The organism is Brachybacterium hainanense, from assembly GCF_042434575.1.
Lineage (GTDB): Bacteria > Actinomycetota > Actinomycetes > Actinomycetales > Dermabacteraceae > Brachybacterium > Brachybacterium hainanense.
Map to the genome: position 1 here is coordinate 72,733 of NZ_JBHLSV010000012.1, position 18,394 is coordinate 91,126.

19 protein-coding genes are annotated in these 18,394 nt (G+C 70.5%); 4 read left to right on the forward strand and 15 right to left on the reverse strand.

The window, feature by feature from the left end; all coding sequences use genetic code 11:
• Positions 1–14: 14 nt before the first annotated feature.
• From ACFFF6_RS11285 to ACFFF6_RS11300, 4 genes are all read right to left on the reverse strand, one after another.
• The gene (locus ACFFF6_RS11285; RefSeq protein ID WP_376980724.1) at positions 15–764 is read right to left on the reverse strand and encodes an alpha/beta fold hydrolase; all 750 of its coding nucleotides are present in this window, start codon (positions 762–764) and stop codon (positions 15–17) included.
• Positions 764–1,966 carry an FAD-dependent oxidoreductase gene (locus tag ACFFF6_RS11290; RefSeq protein WP_376980726.1) on the reverse strand — a complete coding sequence of 401 codons (1,203 nt, stop codon included), beginning with the start codon at positions 1,964–1,966 and terminating at the stop codon, positions 764–766. Before ACFFF6_RS11290 ends, ACFFF6_RS11285 begins: the two co-directional genes overlap by 1 nt.
• A complete protein-coding gene (locus ACFFF6_RS11295) occupies positions 1,963–3,579 on the reverse strand; it encodes an NAD(P)/FAD-dependent oxidoreductase (RefSeq protein WP_376980727.1) in 1,617 nt (538 codons plus the stop codon). Before ACFFF6_RS11295 ends, ACFFF6_RS11290 begins: the two co-directional genes overlap by 4 nt.
• A gap of 86 nt (positions 3,580–3,665) precedes the next feature.
• A complete protein-coding gene (locus ACFFF6_RS11300) occupies positions 3,666–5,558 on the reverse strand; it encodes an amidohydrolase family protein (protein WP_376980728.1) in 1,893 nt (630 codons plus the stop codon).
• 144 nt (positions 5,559–5,702) lie between these two features.
• On the opposite strand from ACFFF6_RS11300, the gene ACFFF6_RS11305 reads away from it, so the two are divergent.
• Together ACFFF6_RS11305 and ACFFF6_RS11310 are read left to right on the forward strand one after the other, a co-directional pair.
• On the forward strand, positions 5,703–6,227 hold the full coding sequence (locus ACFFF6_RS11305; RefSeq protein WP_376980730.1) for a pyridoxamine 5'-phosphate oxidase family protein: 525 nt from the start codon (positions 5,703–5,705) through the stop codon (positions 6,225–6,227).
• Positions 6,228–6,374: 147 nt separating this feature from the next.
• Complete coding sequence (locus ACFFF6_RS11310) at positions 6,375–6,497, forward strand: hypothetical protein (protein ID WP_376980732.1); 123 nt, start codon at positions 6,375–6,377, stop codon at positions 6,495–6,497.
• Between the two features lie 17 nt (positions 6,498–6,514).
• Here ACFFF6_RS11310 and ACFFF6_RS11315 read toward each other — a convergent pair whose 3' ends face one another.
• Positions 6,515–7,024 (reverse strand): GNAT family N-acetyltransferase, encoded by a 510-nt coding sequence (locus ACFFF6_RS11315; RefSeq protein WP_376980734.1) that lies wholly within the window; start codon positions 7,022–7,024, stop codon positions 6,515–6,517.
• Complete coding sequence (locus ACFFF6_RS11320; RefSeq protein WP_376980736.1) at positions 7,021–7,575, reverse strand: TetR/AcrR family transcriptional regulator; 555 nt, start codon at positions 7,573–7,575, stop codon at positions 7,021–7,023. Before ACFFF6_RS11320 ends, ACFFF6_RS11315 begins: the two co-directional genes overlap by 4 nt.
• Positions 7,576–7,670: 95 nt before the next feature.
• Here ACFFF6_RS11320 and ACFFF6_RS11325 point away from each other — a divergent pair, with 95 nt between their 5' ends.
• Positions 7,671–7,955: an antibiotic biosynthesis monooxygenase gene (locus ACFFF6_RS11325; RefSeq protein WP_376980738.1), complete on the forward strand. Its 285-nt coding sequence runs from the start codon at positions 7,671–7,673 to the stop codon at positions 7,953–7,955.
• 539 nt (positions 7,956–8,494) lie between these two features.
• Here the strand turns inward: ACFFF6_RS11325 and ACFFF6_RS11330 are convergent.
• Together ACFFF6_RS11330 and ACFFF6_RS11335 are read right to left on the reverse strand one after the other, a co-directional pair.
• Positions 8,495–8,884, reverse strand: a complete 390-nt coding sequence (locus ACFFF6_RS11330) for a hypothetical protein (protein ID WP_376980740.1) — start codon at positions 8,882–8,884, stop codon at positions 8,495–8,497.
• Entirely contained in the window at positions 8,881–9,486 is a 606-nt protein-coding gene (locus ACFFF6_RS11335) for a recombinase family protein (protein WP_376980742.1), read from the reverse strand. Before ACFFF6_RS11335 ends, ACFFF6_RS11330 begins: the two co-directional genes overlap by 4 nt.
• 185 nt (positions 9,487–9,671) lie before the next feature.
• Here ACFFF6_RS11335 and ACFFF6_RS11340 point away from each other — a divergent pair, with 185 nt between their 5' ends.
• Positions 9,672–10,493 carry a hypothetical protein gene (locus ACFFF6_RS11340; RefSeq protein WP_376980744.1) on the forward strand — a complete coding sequence of 274 codons (822 nt, stop codon included), beginning with the start codon at positions 9,672–9,674 and terminating at the stop codon, positions 10,491–10,493.
• A gap of 289 nt (positions 10,494–10,782) precedes the next feature.
• Here ACFFF6_RS11340 and ACFFF6_RS11345 read toward each other — a convergent pair whose 3' ends face one another.
• From ACFFF6_RS11345 to ACFFF6_RS11375, 7 genes are all read right to left on the reverse strand, one after another.
• A complete protein-coding gene (locus tag ACFFF6_RS11345) occupies positions 10,783–11,016 on the reverse strand; it encodes a DUF2188 domain-containing protein (RefSeq protein ID WP_376980746.1) in 234 nt (77 codons plus the stop codon).
• Between the two features lie 187 nt (positions 11,017–11,203).
• Positions 11,204–12,220 (reverse strand): hypothetical protein, encoded by a 1,017-nt coding sequence (locus tag ACFFF6_RS11350; RefSeq protein ID WP_376980747.1) that lies wholly within the window; start codon positions 12,218–12,220, stop codon positions 11,204–11,206.
• A 47-nt stretch (positions 12,221–12,267) separates the two neighbouring features.
• A complete protein-coding gene (locus ACFFF6_RS11355; RefSeq protein ID WP_376980749.1) occupies positions 12,268–12,837 on the reverse strand; it encodes a recombinase family protein in 570 nt (189 codons plus the stop codon).
• Positions 12,838–12,947: 110 nt separating this feature from the next.
• Positions 12,948–13,337 (reverse strand): recombinase family protein, encoded by a 390-nt coding sequence (locus ACFFF6_RS11360; RefSeq protein WP_376980751.1) that lies wholly within the window; start codon positions 13,335–13,337, stop codon positions 12,948–12,950.
• Positions 13,338–13,360: 23 nt separating this feature from the next.
• Positions 13,361–13,648 carry a hypothetical protein gene (locus tag ACFFF6_RS11365; protein ID WP_376980753.1) on the reverse strand — a complete coding sequence of 96 codons (288 nt, stop codon included), beginning with the start codon at positions 13,646–13,648 and terminating at the stop codon, positions 13,361–13,363.
• 233 nt (positions 13,649–13,881) lie between these two features.
• Entirely contained in the window at positions 13,882–17,526 is a 3,645-nt protein-coding gene (locus ACFFF6_RS11370) for an ATP-dependent DNA helicase (protein WP_376980755.1), read from the reverse strand.
• Positions 17,523–18,011 carry a hypothetical protein gene (locus tag ACFFF6_RS11375; protein WP_376980757.1) on the reverse strand — a complete coding sequence of 163 codons (489 nt, stop codon included), beginning with the start codon at positions 18,009–18,011 and terminating at the stop codon, positions 17,523–17,525. The genes ACFFF6_RS11370 and ACFFF6_RS11375 overlap by 4 nt, the downstream gene beginning before the upstream one ends.
• Positions 18,012–18,394: the final 383 nt, after the last annotated feature.

Below are 18,394 nucleotides of genomic sequence, written 5' to 3' on the forward strand. Positions count from 1 at the left end.
CGATCATCGTGAACTCATCGAGCCTTCTCCAGCCACGGACGTAGCCTCTGCGCCAGCCACACCGGCTCTTGGAGCGGGATCCCATGGCCGCATCCGGACAGGACCTCCGGCTCATCATCGTGGGGCTCTGCGAGGAGCTGCGCTGATCGTCGCATCGTCGATCGCTCTGAGCCGCCTACCAGTACCAGCGCCTCGCCGGGGAACACGCTCCATCTGTCTGGAACGACGAAGCGGATGTTCTCCCCGACGGAGGCCAGCAGCGTGCGCGTGGACAGTCGCTGCGATGTCCGGACGCAGTCCTGGATCAGATGCTCCGGGACGAAGAGCTGCCTCGCCTGCACCCGCGCGAACCGCTCGCTCTCCATCAGCGGCGCTGCCGCATGGAGCAGCCCGAGCGTCGCTGCGGGCCACCTCGAGGGAACGGCCTGGGCGCTGATCACCGCGACTCGGTCGACGAGGTCGGGCCTGCGGGCGGCCAGCAGGACCGCAAGCTGCGCACCGAGGGAGAAGCCGACGACCGGGGCGGGGCCGGCCGCCTCGGCCTCGAGGACGGCGACAAGGGCGTCCACCGCCTCGTCGTGGGAGGCGTACTCGTCGTCGGCGCTGCCGTCGTGCCCCGGCAGGTCGGGCACGATCAAGCGGAAGCCGGGGCCGAGGTGCTCGATCATCGGGTCCCACATCCAGCCGGCCACCCCGCCTCCGTGCAGCAGGAGCACCGGTCGGCCGACCGGGTCGCCGAGGCGATGGATGCGCACGGCACCCATCACCGCGTCCCGACAGGCTCGGGCCGCAGGCCGAGCCCGATGACCTTGGCGACGGTCTTCTGCAGCAGCCGAGAACGTCGGATCAGGCGCGCCGCCGCCGGAGTGGAGTAGGGGTCGTCGACGTCCTTCGGATACAGGTCCGCGAGGATCCTGACCTGTCCGGCCTGGATGATCCGCGCTGGCCTCTCCCGGCGCTTCTGGACTCGTGCCAGCACGGCTTCGGTGGGGATCATCCCGGCCGCGAGCCCGGGGCCGAGGATCCGCGCGGCGGCGACGGCGTCCTGGATCGCGAGGTTGATGCCCACTCCGCCCGCCGGTGACATCGCGTGCGCGGCGTCGCCGATGCACAGCAGTCCGGGGCGGTGCCAGCGCTTGAGGCGATCGACGGAGACGCTGAGCAGGTGGAGGTCGTCCCAGGACCCGATCTCGTGCCGGAACCGCGCCGCTAGCTCGGGCACTGCCTGCTCCATGCGATCCGCGACGACGTCGACGGGTCGTTCCCGGAGCAGGTCGTGCTCGCCGGTGGGTATGCAGTAGGCCATCTGCCAGTAGTCACCGCGGTCCACGGCGATGAGCGTGAACCCCGTGCCGACGCTGACGAACGGCACACGGTCCTGGCTCCGGCGGCTGATCCGGAACCAGAGCACGTCCATCGGCGCTTCGCTCGCAGTCGGGACGAGGCCCGCCTGATCCCGCACCGTCGAACTCCTGCCGTCCGCGCCGATGACGAGCCGCGCCCGGACGGTCTCCTCACCGGCAGGCGTCCGGCAGCGCACTCCAGTTACACGGCCGCCTTCGGTCAGCAGCCCCGTCGCCTCCGCCTGCCGGACGAGCTCGAACGACGGATGCTTCGAGGCCTCCTCGGCGACGAAGTCGAGGAAGTCCCACTGCGGCATGAACGCGACGTAGTTGTAGGGCTCCGGGAGCAGCGAGAAGTCGGCGAACACCGACTCTCCGTCGGGAGCGGAGATGGCGACGGTCTCCATCCGGCGGTGGGGGATGCGCAGGAACCGGTCGACGACGCCGAGTTCGTCCATGATCCTCATGGTCGAGGGGTGGATCGTGTCGCCTCGGAAGTCGCGCAGGAAGTCCGCGTGCTTCTCCAGCACGCGCACGCTCACGCCGTGCCGGGCGAGCAGGAGGCCCGTCATCATCCCGGCGGGGCCGCCTCCGACCACGACGCAGTCGATGGTCTCGCTCATCGCCGGCCTCGTCCGCTGCTGGGCCGCAGCCCGGTCACTTCCCAGGCGACGAAGCGGTTGACGAGCTCCTTGAAGCTGGCCGCCGCCTTCCCGTGGAGGAAGAACGGGAGCGGCCGGTCGTCGAAATGGGTGAACTGGGTGAGGCCGTCGCCCCGGCCGAGGCTGATGTTGCGCCAGACGAACTTCGGGCGGTGCGCCGGCATGGGCCTGCCCGCCACCTCCCGGGCGAGGCGCTTGCCCAGCCAGGAGGCCATCACCACCGCGGTCTGGCAGCTCATCCGTGCCAGCCCCTTTGGCCTGCCGATCACGCCCGCGTCCCCGATGGCGTAGATCCTCGGGTCGTCGACCGATCGGAGCCGGTCGTCCACGACGATGCGCCGCTGGCCGTCGACGCGCAGGCCCGCGTCCTCGGCGATCGGCGAGGCGCGGAACCCCGCCGCCCAGATCGCCAGATCGGCCGAGAGCGGCTCCGCGGTCCCGGCGGACTCGATCTGCAGCGCGCCGGAGCCGTCCGGCGCGACCTGCACCCCTTCCCGCACGGCGACCCCGAGCCGGGACAGGGACTCGCGCAGGCGTCGGCCCGCGCGCGGGGCCATGCCGGCGTCGACCGGCCCGCCGCTGAGGAGGTGTACCTCGAGCTCCGGGCGCTGCTCGGCGATCTCCGACGCGGTCTCCACGCCGGTCAGCCCGCCGCCGACGACGACCACCCGCCCGCCGCGCAGCTCGCCGAGCCGGTGCCGCAGCGTCGCCGCCCCATCGGGGTCCGCGACTCCCACGGATCCCTGCGGCGCTGGGGTCGACCGGCTGCCGAGGGCGTAGACGAGCCGGTCGTAGCCGATCCGCCGCCCGTCGTCGAGCACGACGGCGCGGCCGTCCCGGTCCAGCGATGCGACGGAGCCGATGGCGACCTCTGCGCCGGTGCTGCGCATCGAGTCCGAGAGCGGGATCCTCGGCAGGTCCTGCCCCGCGACGAGCTGGTGCATCCGCATCCGCTCGACGAACACGTCGCGCTCGTTGATCAGCGTCAGCCGCGCGCTCTCGGGCAGGTGACGCGCGAGCGAGCGGGCGGCGAGGAGTCCGGAGTAGCCCGCGCCGAGCACGACGACTCGCTCGCCGCTCGGCTTGCTGTCTGGGTCGGCGACCCCTTGCAGTTCGCGATCGCGCTCCTTTCGGGCAGCGCCTGCCAGCAAGCGAGGATCCCCGAGCCCGTGCAGCGGTTCGATCGTCTTCCAGGCGGCCTTGCCCCGCGGCGCGTCGAAGCGTACGCAGGTCGTGAGCGTGACCCGGTCGTCCTCGGTCGTGAGCATCAGTCGCAGGCTCATCACGGTGGACGGGATCTCCAGGCGGATGCGGCGCTCGTCGCGGTGGGCGACGCGCCAGCCGCCGATCAGGTCCGGGGAGCGCCGGTGGTCGAGGCGTCCGTGGAGGCCGACGCGCCAGATGAGGGTCCCCGCCACGGGATGGACGATGCCGACGGTCGCTCGCGCCCACTGCTCGGCGCTGCGGCACGGCACGCCGGTGACGGATACCTGGTCGGCGAAGTCGATCCGGTCGAGCCCGCAGTACTCCCGGACCTCAGCGGGCAGCGCCTCCGCGCCGACGATTCGCGACACTGTGAGGGGTGTCCAAGGAGCGCTCGGCTCTCTCTGTCTCCTGGGCTCGTCCGTGCGTTCCTGCTCCGGGAGCGTCGTGCTGGTGGTCATGCTGGCTCGTTCCCTTCTCGGTGTGGGGCGTCGGCGTCGATGCGCCTGATCTTCTGGTTCTTGCCCAGCCGCGCGACGAGCAGCTGGCCGTCTCTCGGGTCGAACTCCAGGTCGGCCGACCACCAGCGACGCCACCTCGGCATCACCAGCTCCGCAGCGACAACGGGGCCCGGTCGCTCCGCCGGTGTCCTGGTCAGCTCGAACTCGGTGAGCTGGAGCGCGCCGTGGCCGCTGGTGCCGATGGCGACGTACTCGAGCACCGGCTCGCCGACTGCGATGAAGGTGGAGGCGTCGAAGACCGAGCCCTGCATCCAGCGGCGTCCCAGCAGCGCGTAGGTGCGCGAAACCGGTTCGCCCTCGAATGCGCCGGTCAGCCGGATGCTGCTCGCGGTCGCCTCGGCCTCGATCCGGGTGTCCTCGGCAGGGGTCTCGTAGGTCCACCGGCGGGTGACGAGGCGCTCATCGGACTCGATCGTCTCGGTCCTGGTGACCTCTCCCGTGCTCGGGTCGCGGCGGATGATCGTGCGCGTGACGGTCCCGTCGAGCTCGGCGAAGGAGCAGCGCACCTCGGCCTCGTCCGCGCCTGTCTCGCGGTACACCAGCTCGCCGGCGGGGGAGACGAAGCGGGACAGGCTCGCATGGGACCGCTCCGCGGCGCGGTGGACGATCCTGCCGTCCTTGATGACGAGCCGGATGTCGCCGACGTTGCTGATGTCCTCGAGCGGGTCTGCGCCGAGCAGGACCAGGTCCGCGGCCGCGCCTTCGGCGATGACCCCTCGGTCCTCTAGCCTCAGCAGCTCCGCCGCGTTCCTCGTCGCGGCCTGCAATGCCTCATGGGGCGTCAGTCCGGCCTCGACCATCAGCCGCAGCTCGTCGTGCAGCGAGTCCGCGGGCAGCGCGCCGACCATGCTGTCGGTGCCGGCGGCGATCCGCACACCCGCCTCGTGCGCTGCGCGGAGGTTCCTGCTCGCCTGCACGAGGTAGGGCTCGCCGTCGGCGTTGCGCACGTCGCGGCTGATGACCAGGGTCGGCACGAGCGGGACGCCCGCCTCGCGCCAGCGGTCGAGCGTCTCTGGGTCGGCGACCGGCTGCTCGCTGATGCCGTGCTCGAGGCTGTCGATGCCCATGCCGAGCAGCTCGCGGACGTCGTGCTCGTAGTGGGTGTGCGCGCTCACCGGCAGGGCGAGCCGGTGCGCCTCCTCGATGACGGCTCGCGCCGCGTCGGGGGAGAGCTTGGCGATCTCGACCCCCTGGTCGGCGTAGACGCCGCCCTGGTAGACGATCTTGATCAGGTCCGCCCCGGCGCGGTGCAGCCGGCGGACGGCTGCTCTGCCCTCGCCGGCGCTGCGGATCCCGCGGGTGATGCGCCGAGCAAGCCAAGGGTTGTCCTTGCCGACGGTCACCTGGGGGTGGCCGCCCGGTGCGGTGAGCGCAGGCCCGGCCGAGACGAGGCGCGGGCTCCGGACCCGTCCACGGGCTGCGCGACGACGCAGGGAGAGCACCCGCTCGGGCGGGTCCGCCATGGTGCGGATCGCCGTGATCCCGCACGCGACCAGCTCGCTCAGCGCCTTCGGCAGCGCCGTCCTGCTCCACAGCCAGGCGCGCAGCCCGCTGCGGCACTGCAGGAAGTCCAGGTGGCAGTGCGCGTCGACCAGTCCCGGGATCAGCGTCATGCCGCGGCCGTCGATCAGATCGGCTCCGGCATGGTCTGGCCCCGCCGAGCCGGTCTTGAGCCGCCGGATCCGTCCGCCCTCGACGAGGACGTCGCCGGCAGGGATGACCGCGCCGGTCCCCGTGATGACCCGGACTCCCGCGATGACGAGCCGACCGGAGTCGCGCAGCGTAGGCGTCGGCGCTCGGTGGTGGCCGTTCTGCCGCTCTTCGACCATGTCTCGTGCTCTCCGTCCGCGGTCGGCTCGTCGATCGCCGTATCGCCTGCCTTCTGCTCTACTTCCGTAGAGTATGGCACAGGACTCTATAGATGTAGAGTCAATTCCCGGAGCACTCGCTGGGGACGGCACAGGAGGTAGGCAGTGGAGATCACGGACGAGGAGTGGACGATGGTCAGGCGGATGGTGCGCCGCACGATCCGCAGCTCGCTGCACTGCAGCATCGCCTCGCTCAACCCCGACGGGTCGCCGCACGTGACCCCGATCGGGTCGTTCCTGCCGACCGAGAAGGGCAGGGGCGTCTACTTCGACGCATTCAACGCCCAGCTCGCGGCGAACGTCGACCGCGACGCCCGCGTCACGATCCAGGCCGTCGACAGCGGCCCGCTCATGTGGGCGAGGTCGTTCCTGAAGGGCCGCTTCGTCTCGCCGCCCGGGCTCCGCCTGGTCGGCACCGTCGGCGCGCAGCGCAGGTCGAGCGAGCAGGAGGTCGAGCGCTTCCACCGCCTGGTCGGGCCCTTGCTGCGCACCCGGGGCGGCGCGCTGCTCTGGAGATCGCTGCCGCTGGCCCGCGACGTGGCGGTCGACCGGGTCGTGCCCATCTGGATGGGCGCGATGACGCCGGGGGTCGAGGCCCCGCGCCGCCAGCGAGCAGATCCCACGAACTGAGGCTCATCGATGACAGGGGAGAAGGGGACGGCGATGCAGCCCCGAGCGGCGGCAGCCGCCGCCCGCGGACCAGCACCGGACGCGCGCCGGTCTCGACCGGGCGAGTGGCTCGTCCGCCGAGCGGCCAAGGGACATCCGGTCACGAGCGTGCGGCTCGGCCGCCAGCGCCTGGTCCACCTGCTCGGCGCGGACGCCAACGCGCTGATCTTCGCCCACGACGCGTGGTCCACGCGGCCCGACCCGGCCGCGACCGTCTCCTGGGACGCGTAGACCCCGGGGTGCGTGCGTCAATCGGTGAGAGTCCTCCGGGCTCCGACGCGGCCGTCCGGGGTCTGTGATTCGGTCAGGGTGAAGCCCGCGGCCCGCAGCAGGGCGCAGGCTCCCCGGTTGCCCGACGCGGTGTCGGCCACGACCGCGCTCGCTCCGGCGGCGCTGGCCTCGGCGAGGACGGCCGTCATCGCCTGCGATCCGATGCCGCGGCCCCGCGCGGAGCGCCTGAGCCAGATGCCCACCTCGAGCACCCCGGCCTCCGCGGTCCGCTTCAGGCGCACGCACCCCATTGGAGCGCCGTCGACGACGACCGCCCACGCGGCCTCGCCCGAGGGGCCGGCCAGCCCGTCGCGGCACCGACGGTGATAGGCGACGAACCAGTCCTGCCGCTGGGGCGTCCAGCCGTGCCCGGGCGTCAGCGGCGGAGTCACCTCGTCCGCCGCAGCGTCCAGGACGGCGACGCGCAGCAGCTCGGCGAGCAGGGCGTCGTCGATCGTCCTCAGCGCTGCCCGGTGCCCGGTCGTCACAGCGCCTCGCCCAGCACGATGCGCGCCAGCCGGGCGTGCGCCTCGGCCCCGCCCAGGTCGCCGTGGTCGATGGCCGCGAAGTGCGCGCCGACCGTCGAGAGCATCGCCAGCGCCGCGCGCGCCTCGACCTCCACCGGGTCGGAGTACGCGGTGCCGATGACCGAGCGCAGCAGGTCGATGCGGCCGGCGTCGACCCGCCGCAGCCGCTCTGCGACCGCTTCGTCGCGGCGTGCCCACTCCCGGACGGCCAAGTCGATCGGCAGCAGCTCCTCGGAGAAGGTGAGATCGCGGGCGTGCGCCGCCCGGGACACGGCCGTGCCGTCCTCGTGCTCCACGCGGGCGAGGACATCGGCGACGCTGCGCCGCTCCCAGTCGTCCAGCATCGCCTCGAGCAGGGCGTCGCGGTCGGCGAAGAAGCCGTAGAAGCCGCCCTTGGTCACGCCGAGGTTCTTGGCCAGGACTTCCACCCGGACCGCGTCCGGGCCGCCGGCGGCCAGCACCCGCAGGCCCTCGTCGATCCAGCTCTGCCGCGGGGTGCGCGCCTTCGCCATGCTCTGCTCCTTCGAGAAATCATCTATACGGCTCCGTACGGAACGTGCTACGGTCACTAACTGTACGCCACCGTATAGACGATTGGAGCAACGCCATGACCATCGGATTCATCGCCTACCACTACCCGCGCCCCGAGCACTTCGCCGCGTTCGTCGAGCGGACCCGCATCGTCCGCGACACGCTGCAGGGCCAACCCGGCTGCCGGTCCGTCGACATCTGGGCCACCCTGGACCAGGACGCCGTCATCACCACCGGGACGTTCGAGTCCCAGCAGGACTACCAGCGCGCCTTCGGGGTGGCCCGCGGGCTCGGCGACCCGGTCGTCTTCGACGACCGTGAGCGCAAGCCGCGCGAGATCGTCACCGTCGTCTCCCAGTGACCAGCAGGACCGAACACCAGGCCGACTGCCCGTCCTGATCGGTCCGTACTAGATCAGATGTTCGGAAGCATGCCATCGTGGATCCACGGGCACGCGCCGGACGCTCGACGACCGAGACGCATGCGCGGATGCGGACCGCCGGCGGCTGCAGCGAGGAGCGCCGCGTGCTGCCGAGGGCTGGGTCGAGCCCCGCGTGCGGCACTGCTGGGTGCGGCGGGGCGGATCCGTCGGTGCCGCTGGCGATGCCGAGGTCGCGGGCATCGTGCTCGGGTGGTGCCGTCGCCACGACCGGCAGGGCGAGGAGCGGTGGTTCGCGAGGGCGGCCGTCGCGGGCGGCGGCTTCGCGCCGCAGGTCCTGGAGCTGCCGGCATCCTCGGTCAGACCGGCGCACTGACCTCCGAGACGAGCCGCCGGTCGATTCGCGCGCGTCAGACTCACCCGGCGTCTCGTAGGCATCTCCTTCTTAGGACGCGCAGTAGCCCCCGCATCCATGCGGCGGCTTCGGTCTCGGAACCCTGTCTCGCTGCGGGACTTTCTGATCAGGCGCTGTTGTCGGTCGAGCCGACCCTGAGCACGATGAGCGAGCGACCGGTGCCCTCGCGACTCTGCTGCGTCTCCGTCACGACTCCGCAGCTGCGGAGCACCTTCAGCGCCGCTTGGCGTCGATCCTTCCCCAGCTCCGACCCGAGGGCCTGGAGCTCGATGCCGTCGTCCCCAGCCACGGCGACTTCCCGGTAGAGGCGCTGCGCGTCGCGGTGGGCCGTCGCCAACCAGGGCCGTGCGTCAGCCGGGGCGTCGAGCGCCGCCGGCACCACGGCGATGCCGAGGGAGACCGAGCGGGCCAGCTCGTCGGTCGAGCGCGTCCGGAGGTTCTCCTCGCGGATCTGGACCCCCTTCGTGCTGATCCCGGTGTTCTTGTCCTTGCTCATCGCGTCCGCTCCTTCTCTTCCTCTCCGCGCTTCTTCGACTCGGTCGCTGCCTGCTCGGCCAGCACCCCGTGCACCGTCCCCACGGAGACGTCGAGCACGCGGGCGATGACCCTGATCGACTCGCCCTTCTCCCGGCGCGAGAGGATGATCGCGCGCTTGTCGTCGTCGATGACCCTGGGGCGTCCGCCGACGTGCCCGCGCTTGCGCGCCGCCTCGAGGCCGTTCTTCGTCTTGCGCGAGATGTCGCGCCTCCGGTCCTCGGCAAGCGCCAGGGCCATGTCGAGCAGGAAGCTCCGTTCGGTGTGCTCGCCCTGGGCGATGCCCTCGAGGACCTTGACCCGGCATCCGCGCTGGAAGAGGTCGTTGAGGACGACGAGGCCCTCGAGGAGGTTGCGGCCGAGTCGGTCGACCTCCTGGACGGCGAGCATGTCGCCGTCGCGCATGAAGTCGAGTGCCGCCTGGAGGCCGGGCCGGTCGTCGACTGCGAGCTTGCCGCTGACCTTCTCCTCGAAAACTCGCTCGCAGATCGGGTCCAGGGCGTCGTGCTGCCGCTGCGTCTCCTGCTTCGCGGTGCTCACCCGCACCAGTCCGATCAGTGCCATGGCCCCTCCTCTCGTTCAGCAAACGTGTTCATCTACCTGCTTCCAGCATACCAGTTGTTGAACGGGTTTTTGAACATAGAGCGGCTCGGATCGCGTTCCTCGGAGGGACCTCTCAGACGTTCAGCCAGACGACCGTTTGATGAACAGTCGGGCCGAAGGGGCGGACGACGCGCTATCGTGAGGGCATGGGGGATCCGAAGAAGCCTCGGACGCGGTTGAGACCGCGGCAGGACGCACTGCGTGACCTCTACCTTCATTCAGGTAACCAGTGCGCCTTTCCAGGATGCACCGGGCCGATCCTGCTGGCTGACGGGACGCTCAACGGGGAGATCGCGCACATATACGGCGTGCGAGAGGGTGCGGCTCGCGGCAGGCACAGCCTCTCGAACGAGGAACTGCGCGACGTGTCGAACCTGGTGTTCCTGTGCCTGAAGCATCATGCGGTCGTCGACAACAAGTCCAACGAAGCCAAGTACCCGGTTACGCGGATGCAGAAGATGAAGGCCGAGCACGAGGCCAAGTTCCGGGAGGCAGTCGCCGGCCTGGAGCGCGCCGAGGACCTGAGCGTCGAGGATCGTGCTCGACTGAAGAAGCCGGTGAACCTGCGTGCGCTGAGTGGTGAGGATCTGGACGAGGAGGAGTTCGCCTGCGTGCTCGAAGACGCCTCGGTGTTCATCAAGGCGATCAGAGACCAGCCACCGGCCGTTCGCGACGTCATTGCTGCCATCGTCGACCATGGACAGTCCTACCGGCACGGGAGGGTCGTCGTATCAGCAGTCAAGCTGGAGGGCGTCTTGAACCTCGATGTGAATGAGATTGCAAGAAGGGTGAATCACCTCGAGCGGGCAGGGCTCCTCGACGTCAATACGGACGAGGGGCACACTGAATTCGTCCTGCGTGACCCGACGAAGAACATCGACCACTTCGCCGAGTTGAAGCGTCTCGGCGGAGAGCGCGGAGGCGGCCGTGCGATAAGGGACCTCGACTTTACGATCTTCGACGAATAGTACATTGTCCATGCGGCACCGCTACCCAGCAGTCGCGGACGACAGTGCTATTTAATTCGAAGGTCACGGCTTGGCGTGACGCCTAGCCTGTGGTGACCTCCCGGACGCGGGAAAGATCCTAGACCGCTTGAACCCGGCGACGACGATTGGCTACGACCGGCGTGGGCGGGGGACGCGCCTGGCCCGTCGAACACGCTGTCTCCGGCGTCGCCTACGAGCATGCCGACACGGTCAGTCATGACGCGAGCCGACATTGCCATGGGTGTGACGAACCTGTCATCGGCGTCCGTCAGCCCTTCGGCGGGTGCGGGTCCTTCTTACCGATCGTGTCCGTATTGCGGATCTGGTTGTTGTCCTTTCGGTGGTCTCGGACCTCGCCGCCCCCACTTCGTTCGGCCCATCCCCGTGCAGCGTCGTGCGCCGCCTTCTGGGTATCGAACCGGCCGGCAGCACGCGATGCTCCAGCTCGCTTCGCGCTCCAGTCTCCGGAGTCCTTGTCGTACTGAACGTCGTAATCGGCCACGTCGTGCTCCTTCGCGATGAGATGAGGCTCTGGTCCAGATTGTCGCACGAGGCACCGACACACGAGAGTCTCGCAGACATCTCCATCTCGGGCCGATACGAAGCCCACGCGGTCGTGCAGAGGGTCGGGTCGCGAAAGACTGTCTCGCAGCACCCTCCGTCAAGCCCGGCGTCATGAGCCGTAGCGATCAGTCGGGCTCCTCGGAGGAGCGGGCGTAATCGTCGATGTCGAAGTCATCGTCGAGGTCCTCTGACTCGATCTCGTACGCTTCCGCCGGCAGCTTCGCCGCGGTGAGCTCGTCTTGGCGATCGATGCTGAGCTTGCAGACGTTGCACCCGAACGCCATCGGCGTGAAGTGCAGCCTCCAGAACCCGATCGGGTAGGACTCGTAGGCGTCGCCGACCCTTTCGATGTCCCAGTCGACGTCGCCCTCGACGTCGAGGAAGCCGCCCAGCCTGCCCGTCCGCTCGCAGATCGGGCACGGGTGATCGATCACGGCTTCGAGGATCCCGGAGTCGAGCGCGTCCTTTGCCTCCGCTTCGAGCAGCGCCGCCGCCTCGGCGAAGGCCCTCTCTCCTAGCAGCGCCTCGAGGTCGGCGATCCGTTTTCGCGCGCAGGCCTTCTTGGCGAGGACTCTGCTCTCGACCTCGGTCCGCTGGGCATCGAGGATGCCGACGGCGGTGTCGTGCTGGTCGCCGAAGAAAGTGCCCAGGTCGGTTCCGAGGTCCTCCAGTAGCACCGAGCACAGTCGCAGGGCGTCGCGGAGGACGTGCGCGGACTGAACCTTGGCTCCGACGTGCACAGAGCCGTTGCGGGTGTCTGTCAGCCTCTTCTTCTCGTCGTCCGTCAGTGGGGAGGTGCCCATGGTGCGCTCGAGGCGATCCAGCAGCACGCCGAGCCCGATCGTCCGGAGCCTCGGGTTCGCGATGTTCGGCCTGGAGGCCAGGATCTGCAGTGACGGCTCAGCATTGTTCGACAGCGGCACTAGCAGCGCCGGGTTCCGCGACCACAGGACGGCCTTGCCCAGGTGCTCGACGGCGATCGGGGCGAGGAGCCCGACGGTCTCCGTGTCGTCGTCGAACCAGCCGGCCAGGGCCTTCCCCATCCAGCGCGATGCCGACGCGACGAGCGCGGCGACGTTCGGATCGACGGCGGGGCCATCGGCGTCGCTGCGGTGCGGGTGCGACGGTGCAGCATCTTCCATGCTCCCATCCTGCCAGGGACATGCCCGGCATCCGGGGTCGAAGTCGATCACTCGACGTCCGCGACCACCCGATAGACGGTTTGCCTGCTGACGCCGAACATCGCCCCGATCTCGGCTGGGGAGTCCTCGCCCTGCTGGTGGAGCCGGATCACCTGCTTCTTCTGCGCCGGCGACAGCTTAGGCTGTCTGCCCGTCATCTTCGCCCGGCGCTCGGGCACGGCCAGCGCCTCCTTCGTCCTGGCGGAGATGAGGTCGCGCTCGAACTCGGCGAAGAGGCCGAGCATGCCGAAGAAGAGCTTGTCCATCGGGTCGGTCGGATCGTAGGGCTTGCCGCCGAGCGAGAGCGTGATCCCTCGCGACTGGAGCTCCTGGGAGATGTCCCCCAGGTCGCGCGCCGACCGGCCGACCCGGTCGAGCTTGGTCACGACGAACACGTCGTCGGGCCGCAGCGCCTTGAGCGCGCTCTCCAGGCCGGGCCAGTTCCGGTTCTTCCCGGTCAGGCCCTCGTCGAAGTAGAGGTGCTCCGGCGCGACGCCGAGGCGCGCGAGCTGCTCGCGCTGGGCCTCGAGGTCCTGCTCGTCGGTGCTCACGCGGGCGTAGCCGATCTTCGTGCTCATATCTTCAACCTCCACTGAGAATTTCTCTGGACACCACTCCTGGACACACGGAACCCCTCCTGGGCGTGCTGCCCGGAGGGGTCCGCGAGGCGGTCGTCAATCGGACGCCGTCAGCGGGGCCCGAACGGCAGCTCAGCGCTGGCGAAGGACGCGAGCAGGGCCAGCTGCTGCTGGGCCGCCGCAGTGCAGAGGTCGGCGTCGGGCATGTCGACGATCTCGAGACGAGCGCCGCTGGCCTCGATCCGCTCGACGACGTCGAGCAGCGCGCGAGGGGAGCGGGCGAGCCGGTCTGCCGAGAAGGTCCGCACGACGTCGCCCTCCCGCAACTGGCCGAGCAGCCTCTCGAGCTCGGGCCGCGCCGCGGTCGCCGTGCCCGCTGCGGTCTCCGCGAACAGCAGGTCGACCTCGCCGAGGGCCTGTGCCTGGCGGTCGAGCGAGCGATCGTCGGCCGCGGCGACCCGTGCGTACCCGATGGTCCGCCGCTTCGATTCCTGGTTCATCGTGATCTCCTTCTTCATGGTCATCACAAGCCGAAGTCGTCGTGCTGATAGCACTCGTGCGCCAGGTGCTTCGGCCCGCCCGCCTTGATGTCCAGGAGGTGCTGCCGGAGGGTCTCGGGCATGCGGCGCACACGCTCCGGCAGGGGAAGGCCACAGTTGAGGCACTTGCCCCGGGCCTCCTCGTGCTCGTCCGACCCGAAGGCCTGCTCGCCGAAGTGCTGTCTGAAGGCGGTCTCGTCCTTCTCCTCGAGCAGCCGCCGCATCTGCGCGGCCCGCTCCTGATCGATGTGGTCCTTCGTGCTCTGAGCCATGTCGCTCCTCCATCTTCATGGTCGTTCTCATCGATTGCTCCGCGCGATGCGCCGTCGCTCCGCCCGCGCCTCGGCGCGGTCCATGGCACTGCGGCTGAACCGAGCGCCGTGCCCGGTCATGCCGCGGCCGATCGCCAGCGCCTCGTCCTCGTAGGCCTACTCCTCGAGCTCGGCGGCCGTGGCGTCCAGCCAGGCCGCGTACGTGTGGGTCTTGGTCATCGTCGTCACCTCCTTCACATCTCCATGCCGTGGCTCAGCTGCTTCTCACGCGCCCTGCTCGCGTCGTTCATGACCTTGACTTCGTGCCCGGCGGCTTCGAGCTCACGCTGCAGCGGCGACTTCTCCGCACGAGCACCGGGAGTGTCCTTCTCGAGGACGCCGTCGTCGAGCTCAGCCGCCAGCCGCTCGCGGCGGTCCCTGTGGAAGGCGCGCTCGTGGAGCATCCGGTCGGCGTCGTCGCGCTGGCCGACGGGCCGACCGAAGGGGTGCTCGCGACGCTCCGCCTCGAGCGCTGCGCGCAGGCGACTGTGCTCGGCGTCGGACTCGTCCCTCAGCTCGGTCTTGTCGACGTAGAGCTCGAGGTCCTCGCGCATGCCCCGCTCCAGGCGCGATGCCATCGCGCCGAGCATCCTCCGGTCGACGTCGCCGCATTCCCGGATGCGGGCGACGAACTCCGGGTCGGGCTCGAAGCCGCGGCCGCGGTAGTCCTCCTCGAGCGCCGCGAGCCCGTCGAGCCGGCGCAGCATCTCCTGCGAGGCCCGTGCGGAACGGCCGTCGCGCAGGCGGGAGCGGAAGGCGGTGGGGAGCTCTTCGATGACGGGCTCGTCGGCTCCTTCATCCACGCGGGAGCCCGGGAGCGGTCCGTGCTCGGGATCGGGCACTGCAGGGGCAATGCGCTGCTCCGGGCTCCGAGGAGCCATCAGGGCCTCGATCTTCGCGGCGCTCCTGGCGGCGAACGCGTCCATGCGGCGCTGATGCTCGACCAGCGCCGCAGAAGGCGTCTCATCGACTGTCGGGACTGCCTGGACTTCCTCGATCGGCACAGCCAGCTCGTCGACCTGCCTCTGCGCGAGCTCGCGCGCGGCGTCGAGGCCGTGGTCGGCGTTGGAGCGCCGGGTCGCGGCGACGAACTGCCGGCGCGCGTCGGCTTCGTCGTCCGCGACCGCATGGAACGTGTTCGCGAGCCTGCCGCGGGTGAGCCCGACGTAGAGGCCCGCCGCGTCCATCCGGTCGGAGCCGATGACGTGGGCGCGGTCGACGGTCGCGCCCTGCGATCCGTGCGCCGTGACCGCCCAGGCGAGCTTGAGGTCCGACTGGACATACTCGGGCGTCAGCTCGCGCAGCTCGCCCTTGTCGTCGACGAGGACCACCTCGCCGCTCTCGCGCACCTCGGCGACGGTCCACGTCTCGCGGTTGGCGACCTCGAGCTCGCGATCGTTGCGGCGGGTCGCGACCTTCGCGCCGACGGCGATGGGGTCCCCGTCGCGGCCCTGGACGGCCGTGCCGGCGTCCATCGACCCGTCGGCGACGAGGCGCTCGTACACGGCGTGGTTGACCTGCTGCGCGGCGGCGTTGGTCGCGGCGACGACGATGACGCTCTCCCCGTCGCGCGTCTCCTCGACGACCGAGTCCGCGACGCGGGCGACGACCTCGTCCTCGGTGCCGATCGACAGCTGGTCGCGCTGGACGAGCATGTCGACGAAGGCGTCGGGCCCGCGGCCCTGGCGCTGCTCGAGCGTGGCATCCGCGTACACCTGGTCGACCTCGCCGTCGGCGGTGCGGAACCGCCGGACGTCCTGCAGGTCGTGGCGCTGGGCGGCCAGGCACGCAGCCTGCTCGAGGTACCCGCCGCGGCCGACCGCGGAGAGCTGACGGGAGTCGCCGGTGACCGCGAGCGTGCCGAGCCCCATGTCGTCGACGTACCGGTGCAGCGCGGCGGCGGTGCCCTTGTCGAGCATGCCGGCCTCGTCGACGACGAGCACGGTCTCCTCGTCGAGGGCCCACTGCTGGGGCTGCTCGGTCCACCTCTCCGGCAGCTGCCAGCGCCCTGCGGAGTCCACCGACGCGCCCGCCCTGTACAGCATCGAGTGCACGCTGTTGCCCTCGGCGTCGATGGCCTCGCTGGCCTCGATCGCGCCGCGCTTGGTCGGGGACACGACGACGAGTCGGCGGCCCTGCCTGCGCAGCTGCTCGTTCGCGGCGGCGAGCATGGTGGTCTTGCCGGAGCCGGCGGCACCCTCGATGACGACCAGGCGCTGGGTGCCGGTCAGCGACCTCGCGGCCGCGGCCTGGGCGTCTGTGAGCGAGAAGGACCCGCGGTCGACCCTGACGACGCCGTCGCGTCCCGCCTGCTGCGCCCGGGAGCGGAGGCTGTCGCCGATTGCCCGCTCCTGGTCGACGACCTCCTGCGTCGTCCAGTGGCGGATCGAGTCGGAGTCGGTGCCGGCGTCGAGGATCGAGACGAGCCTCTCCTGCGCGGCCGCCAGCGCATCGGCGCGAAGCTGCGCGGCGTCGGGGTCGCCGAGCTCCCGCATGGGAGCGAGCCGGCGGTCGACGGCGCGCTCGAGGTCGCGCGTGGACCACGCCGACCTCCGGGACTCGAGGCCCCGGACGACCTCCTGGCCGAGCGCGTGCGGGCCCATCTCGGCGAGCTCGGCCGCCTGGGCCTCGCGCTCGGCCCGCGCCAGCTCGGCGACGTCGGCCATGAGCTGCTCGTGGGCGCGCCGGGACTCCTCGGACCACGGCTTCTCCTCGAACGGGAGCGGCCTGCGCTCCCCGGTGCTCTGGTGCGCGGCGACCGGCTCGATCTCCTGGGACACCGCCTTGAGGTCGAGCTGCGCGCCGATCGCGTCGTACGAGTACTCGACGCCGAGGACCTTGCCCGACACTCCCCGCTCCGCGCCCTCGACGGTGTAGACGTAGTCGTGCTTCTTGCCGGGCTTGCCGCGGCGAAGCCTCTTCTCAGTCACGGCGACGCCGAGCTCGGACATCTTCGCCGCGAACGTCGGGCGGTCGACGACCTCGGGGGCCATGAGCGCCTCGGTCACCGTGCGGCGGGCCTGAGCCTGGTCCGTCTCCTTGCCGCGCCGCCGATCCCAGTACGACTTCTGCCCGTCGCGGACCTGCGCGTCCTCGTACTCCTGGGTGCCGACGCGGGACAGCGCCTGCGAGAGCCCGAACTCGGGGTGGACGTCGAGGAAGTCGTCGGATCGGGCGCGGACATCGTCGACGCGGGTGAGAGCGCCGGCCATCTTCTGCCCGGCCTCGTAGTCGACGCCGTCGAGGGCGAAGTCCTCGTAGATCGTGGCGTTGGACGCGACGTGGACGTGGACGAGCCCGGAGTCCCCGTTGCGCTCGAGCCAGAGCTTCTCCTGCAGCCCGGGGTAGAGCTCCTCGCGCTCGGCCTTGACCGCGAGGAAGAACCTCGCGCAGTCCTCGATGCTGTCCGGGTTCACCAGGTCGGCACCGGCGGCGTAGATGGTGTGGACCGCCTCGGACTCCTTGACCATCAGGTGTCGCGGCGGGATGTAGAGATGCGTCGGCGTCTCGCCGTCGTGGGCCGGCCGCTTGCGCCAGCGCTTGCCGTCGAAGTACTTCACGTGCGTGCCCATCCGGCCGCTGGCGTGCAGGCCGGTGTCCGGGTCCACGGTCTCGAACTTGCCGCTCTCGGCGCGCGTGGCACCGTCGGTGCCGTGGCGCTGCCGGGTGGCCTGCCACTCGACGATCTGCGTCGGGATGTCTCTGGCGCAGTTGCGCGAGGTCGAGAACAGCGGGGGCTCCTTGCCCTCGCCGAGCTCGGCCTCGTACCCGATCAGTCCGCGGGCCGACCTGCCCGTGAGCACCTTGCGCGTGATCCCGCCCTCGGTCACGCCGCTCACGGCTCGGCCCGCATCCGCTCGAGGGCGGCGCGCACGCCGGAGAGCACGAGGTCGTCCTCGCGCTCGGCGGCCAGCTGCTGCTCGAGCGAGCGGGCGATTCCCTGGTCTGCGAGAACGAGGGCGTCGAGCCGCTCCTCGTCCACGTCGCCGCCCTCGCGCAGGACGAGAAGCAGGGTGCTGGCGAACTTGGCGACCTGGTTCTTGTTCGCGCCGATCATCTGCCGCTGGTGCGCCCGAGCGTTCCACGCGGCGACGGCTGCTTCGAGGGCGTCGACGAGGGGCTGGATCGCCTTCGCGTTCGACGCGGCGACGTCGGCGTGCTGGGCGGCGACCTCCGCGGCGTCGTCGCCGAAGCGCTGCCACATCTGCTTGATCGCGGTGCCGCGCGGGACGCCCCCGAGGAGCGCGCGCTGGCGGTCGAGCTCTGCGAGTTCGGACGGGGAGAAGCGGACGCCGACGGGCTTAGACTTGCTGGCTGCGCTCATCCGGCAGCACCCCCTGGATCGATCGGTGACGAGGCTGGTCGCCCAGAGCCTCTTCACGGGCGGGGAAGCCGCCGACGAATCAAAGTCACTCAGATCAATCCGGGTACCTCCAATTCTACCTGACCCAGTGGCGGAAAACCACCGGATCCCTTGCCTGCAAAGGGATCTGAGCGCTGGAGCCAACACGGCGAGGCGGCTCGACGGACCATGGAACTGATGGTTGGGAGGGAGCGGACCCGTACCCCCACCAGGTGTGAGGCAGGCAAGCAGTCCGTCATGATTACAGCCCTTCGGGCCCGCGCTTCGCGCGAATAGACGGATGCTTGACTCCGGCCTCCGGCCTCCGTGCGAGATAGGGGGCGGAGCCCCCTCGCCCGCTGCGC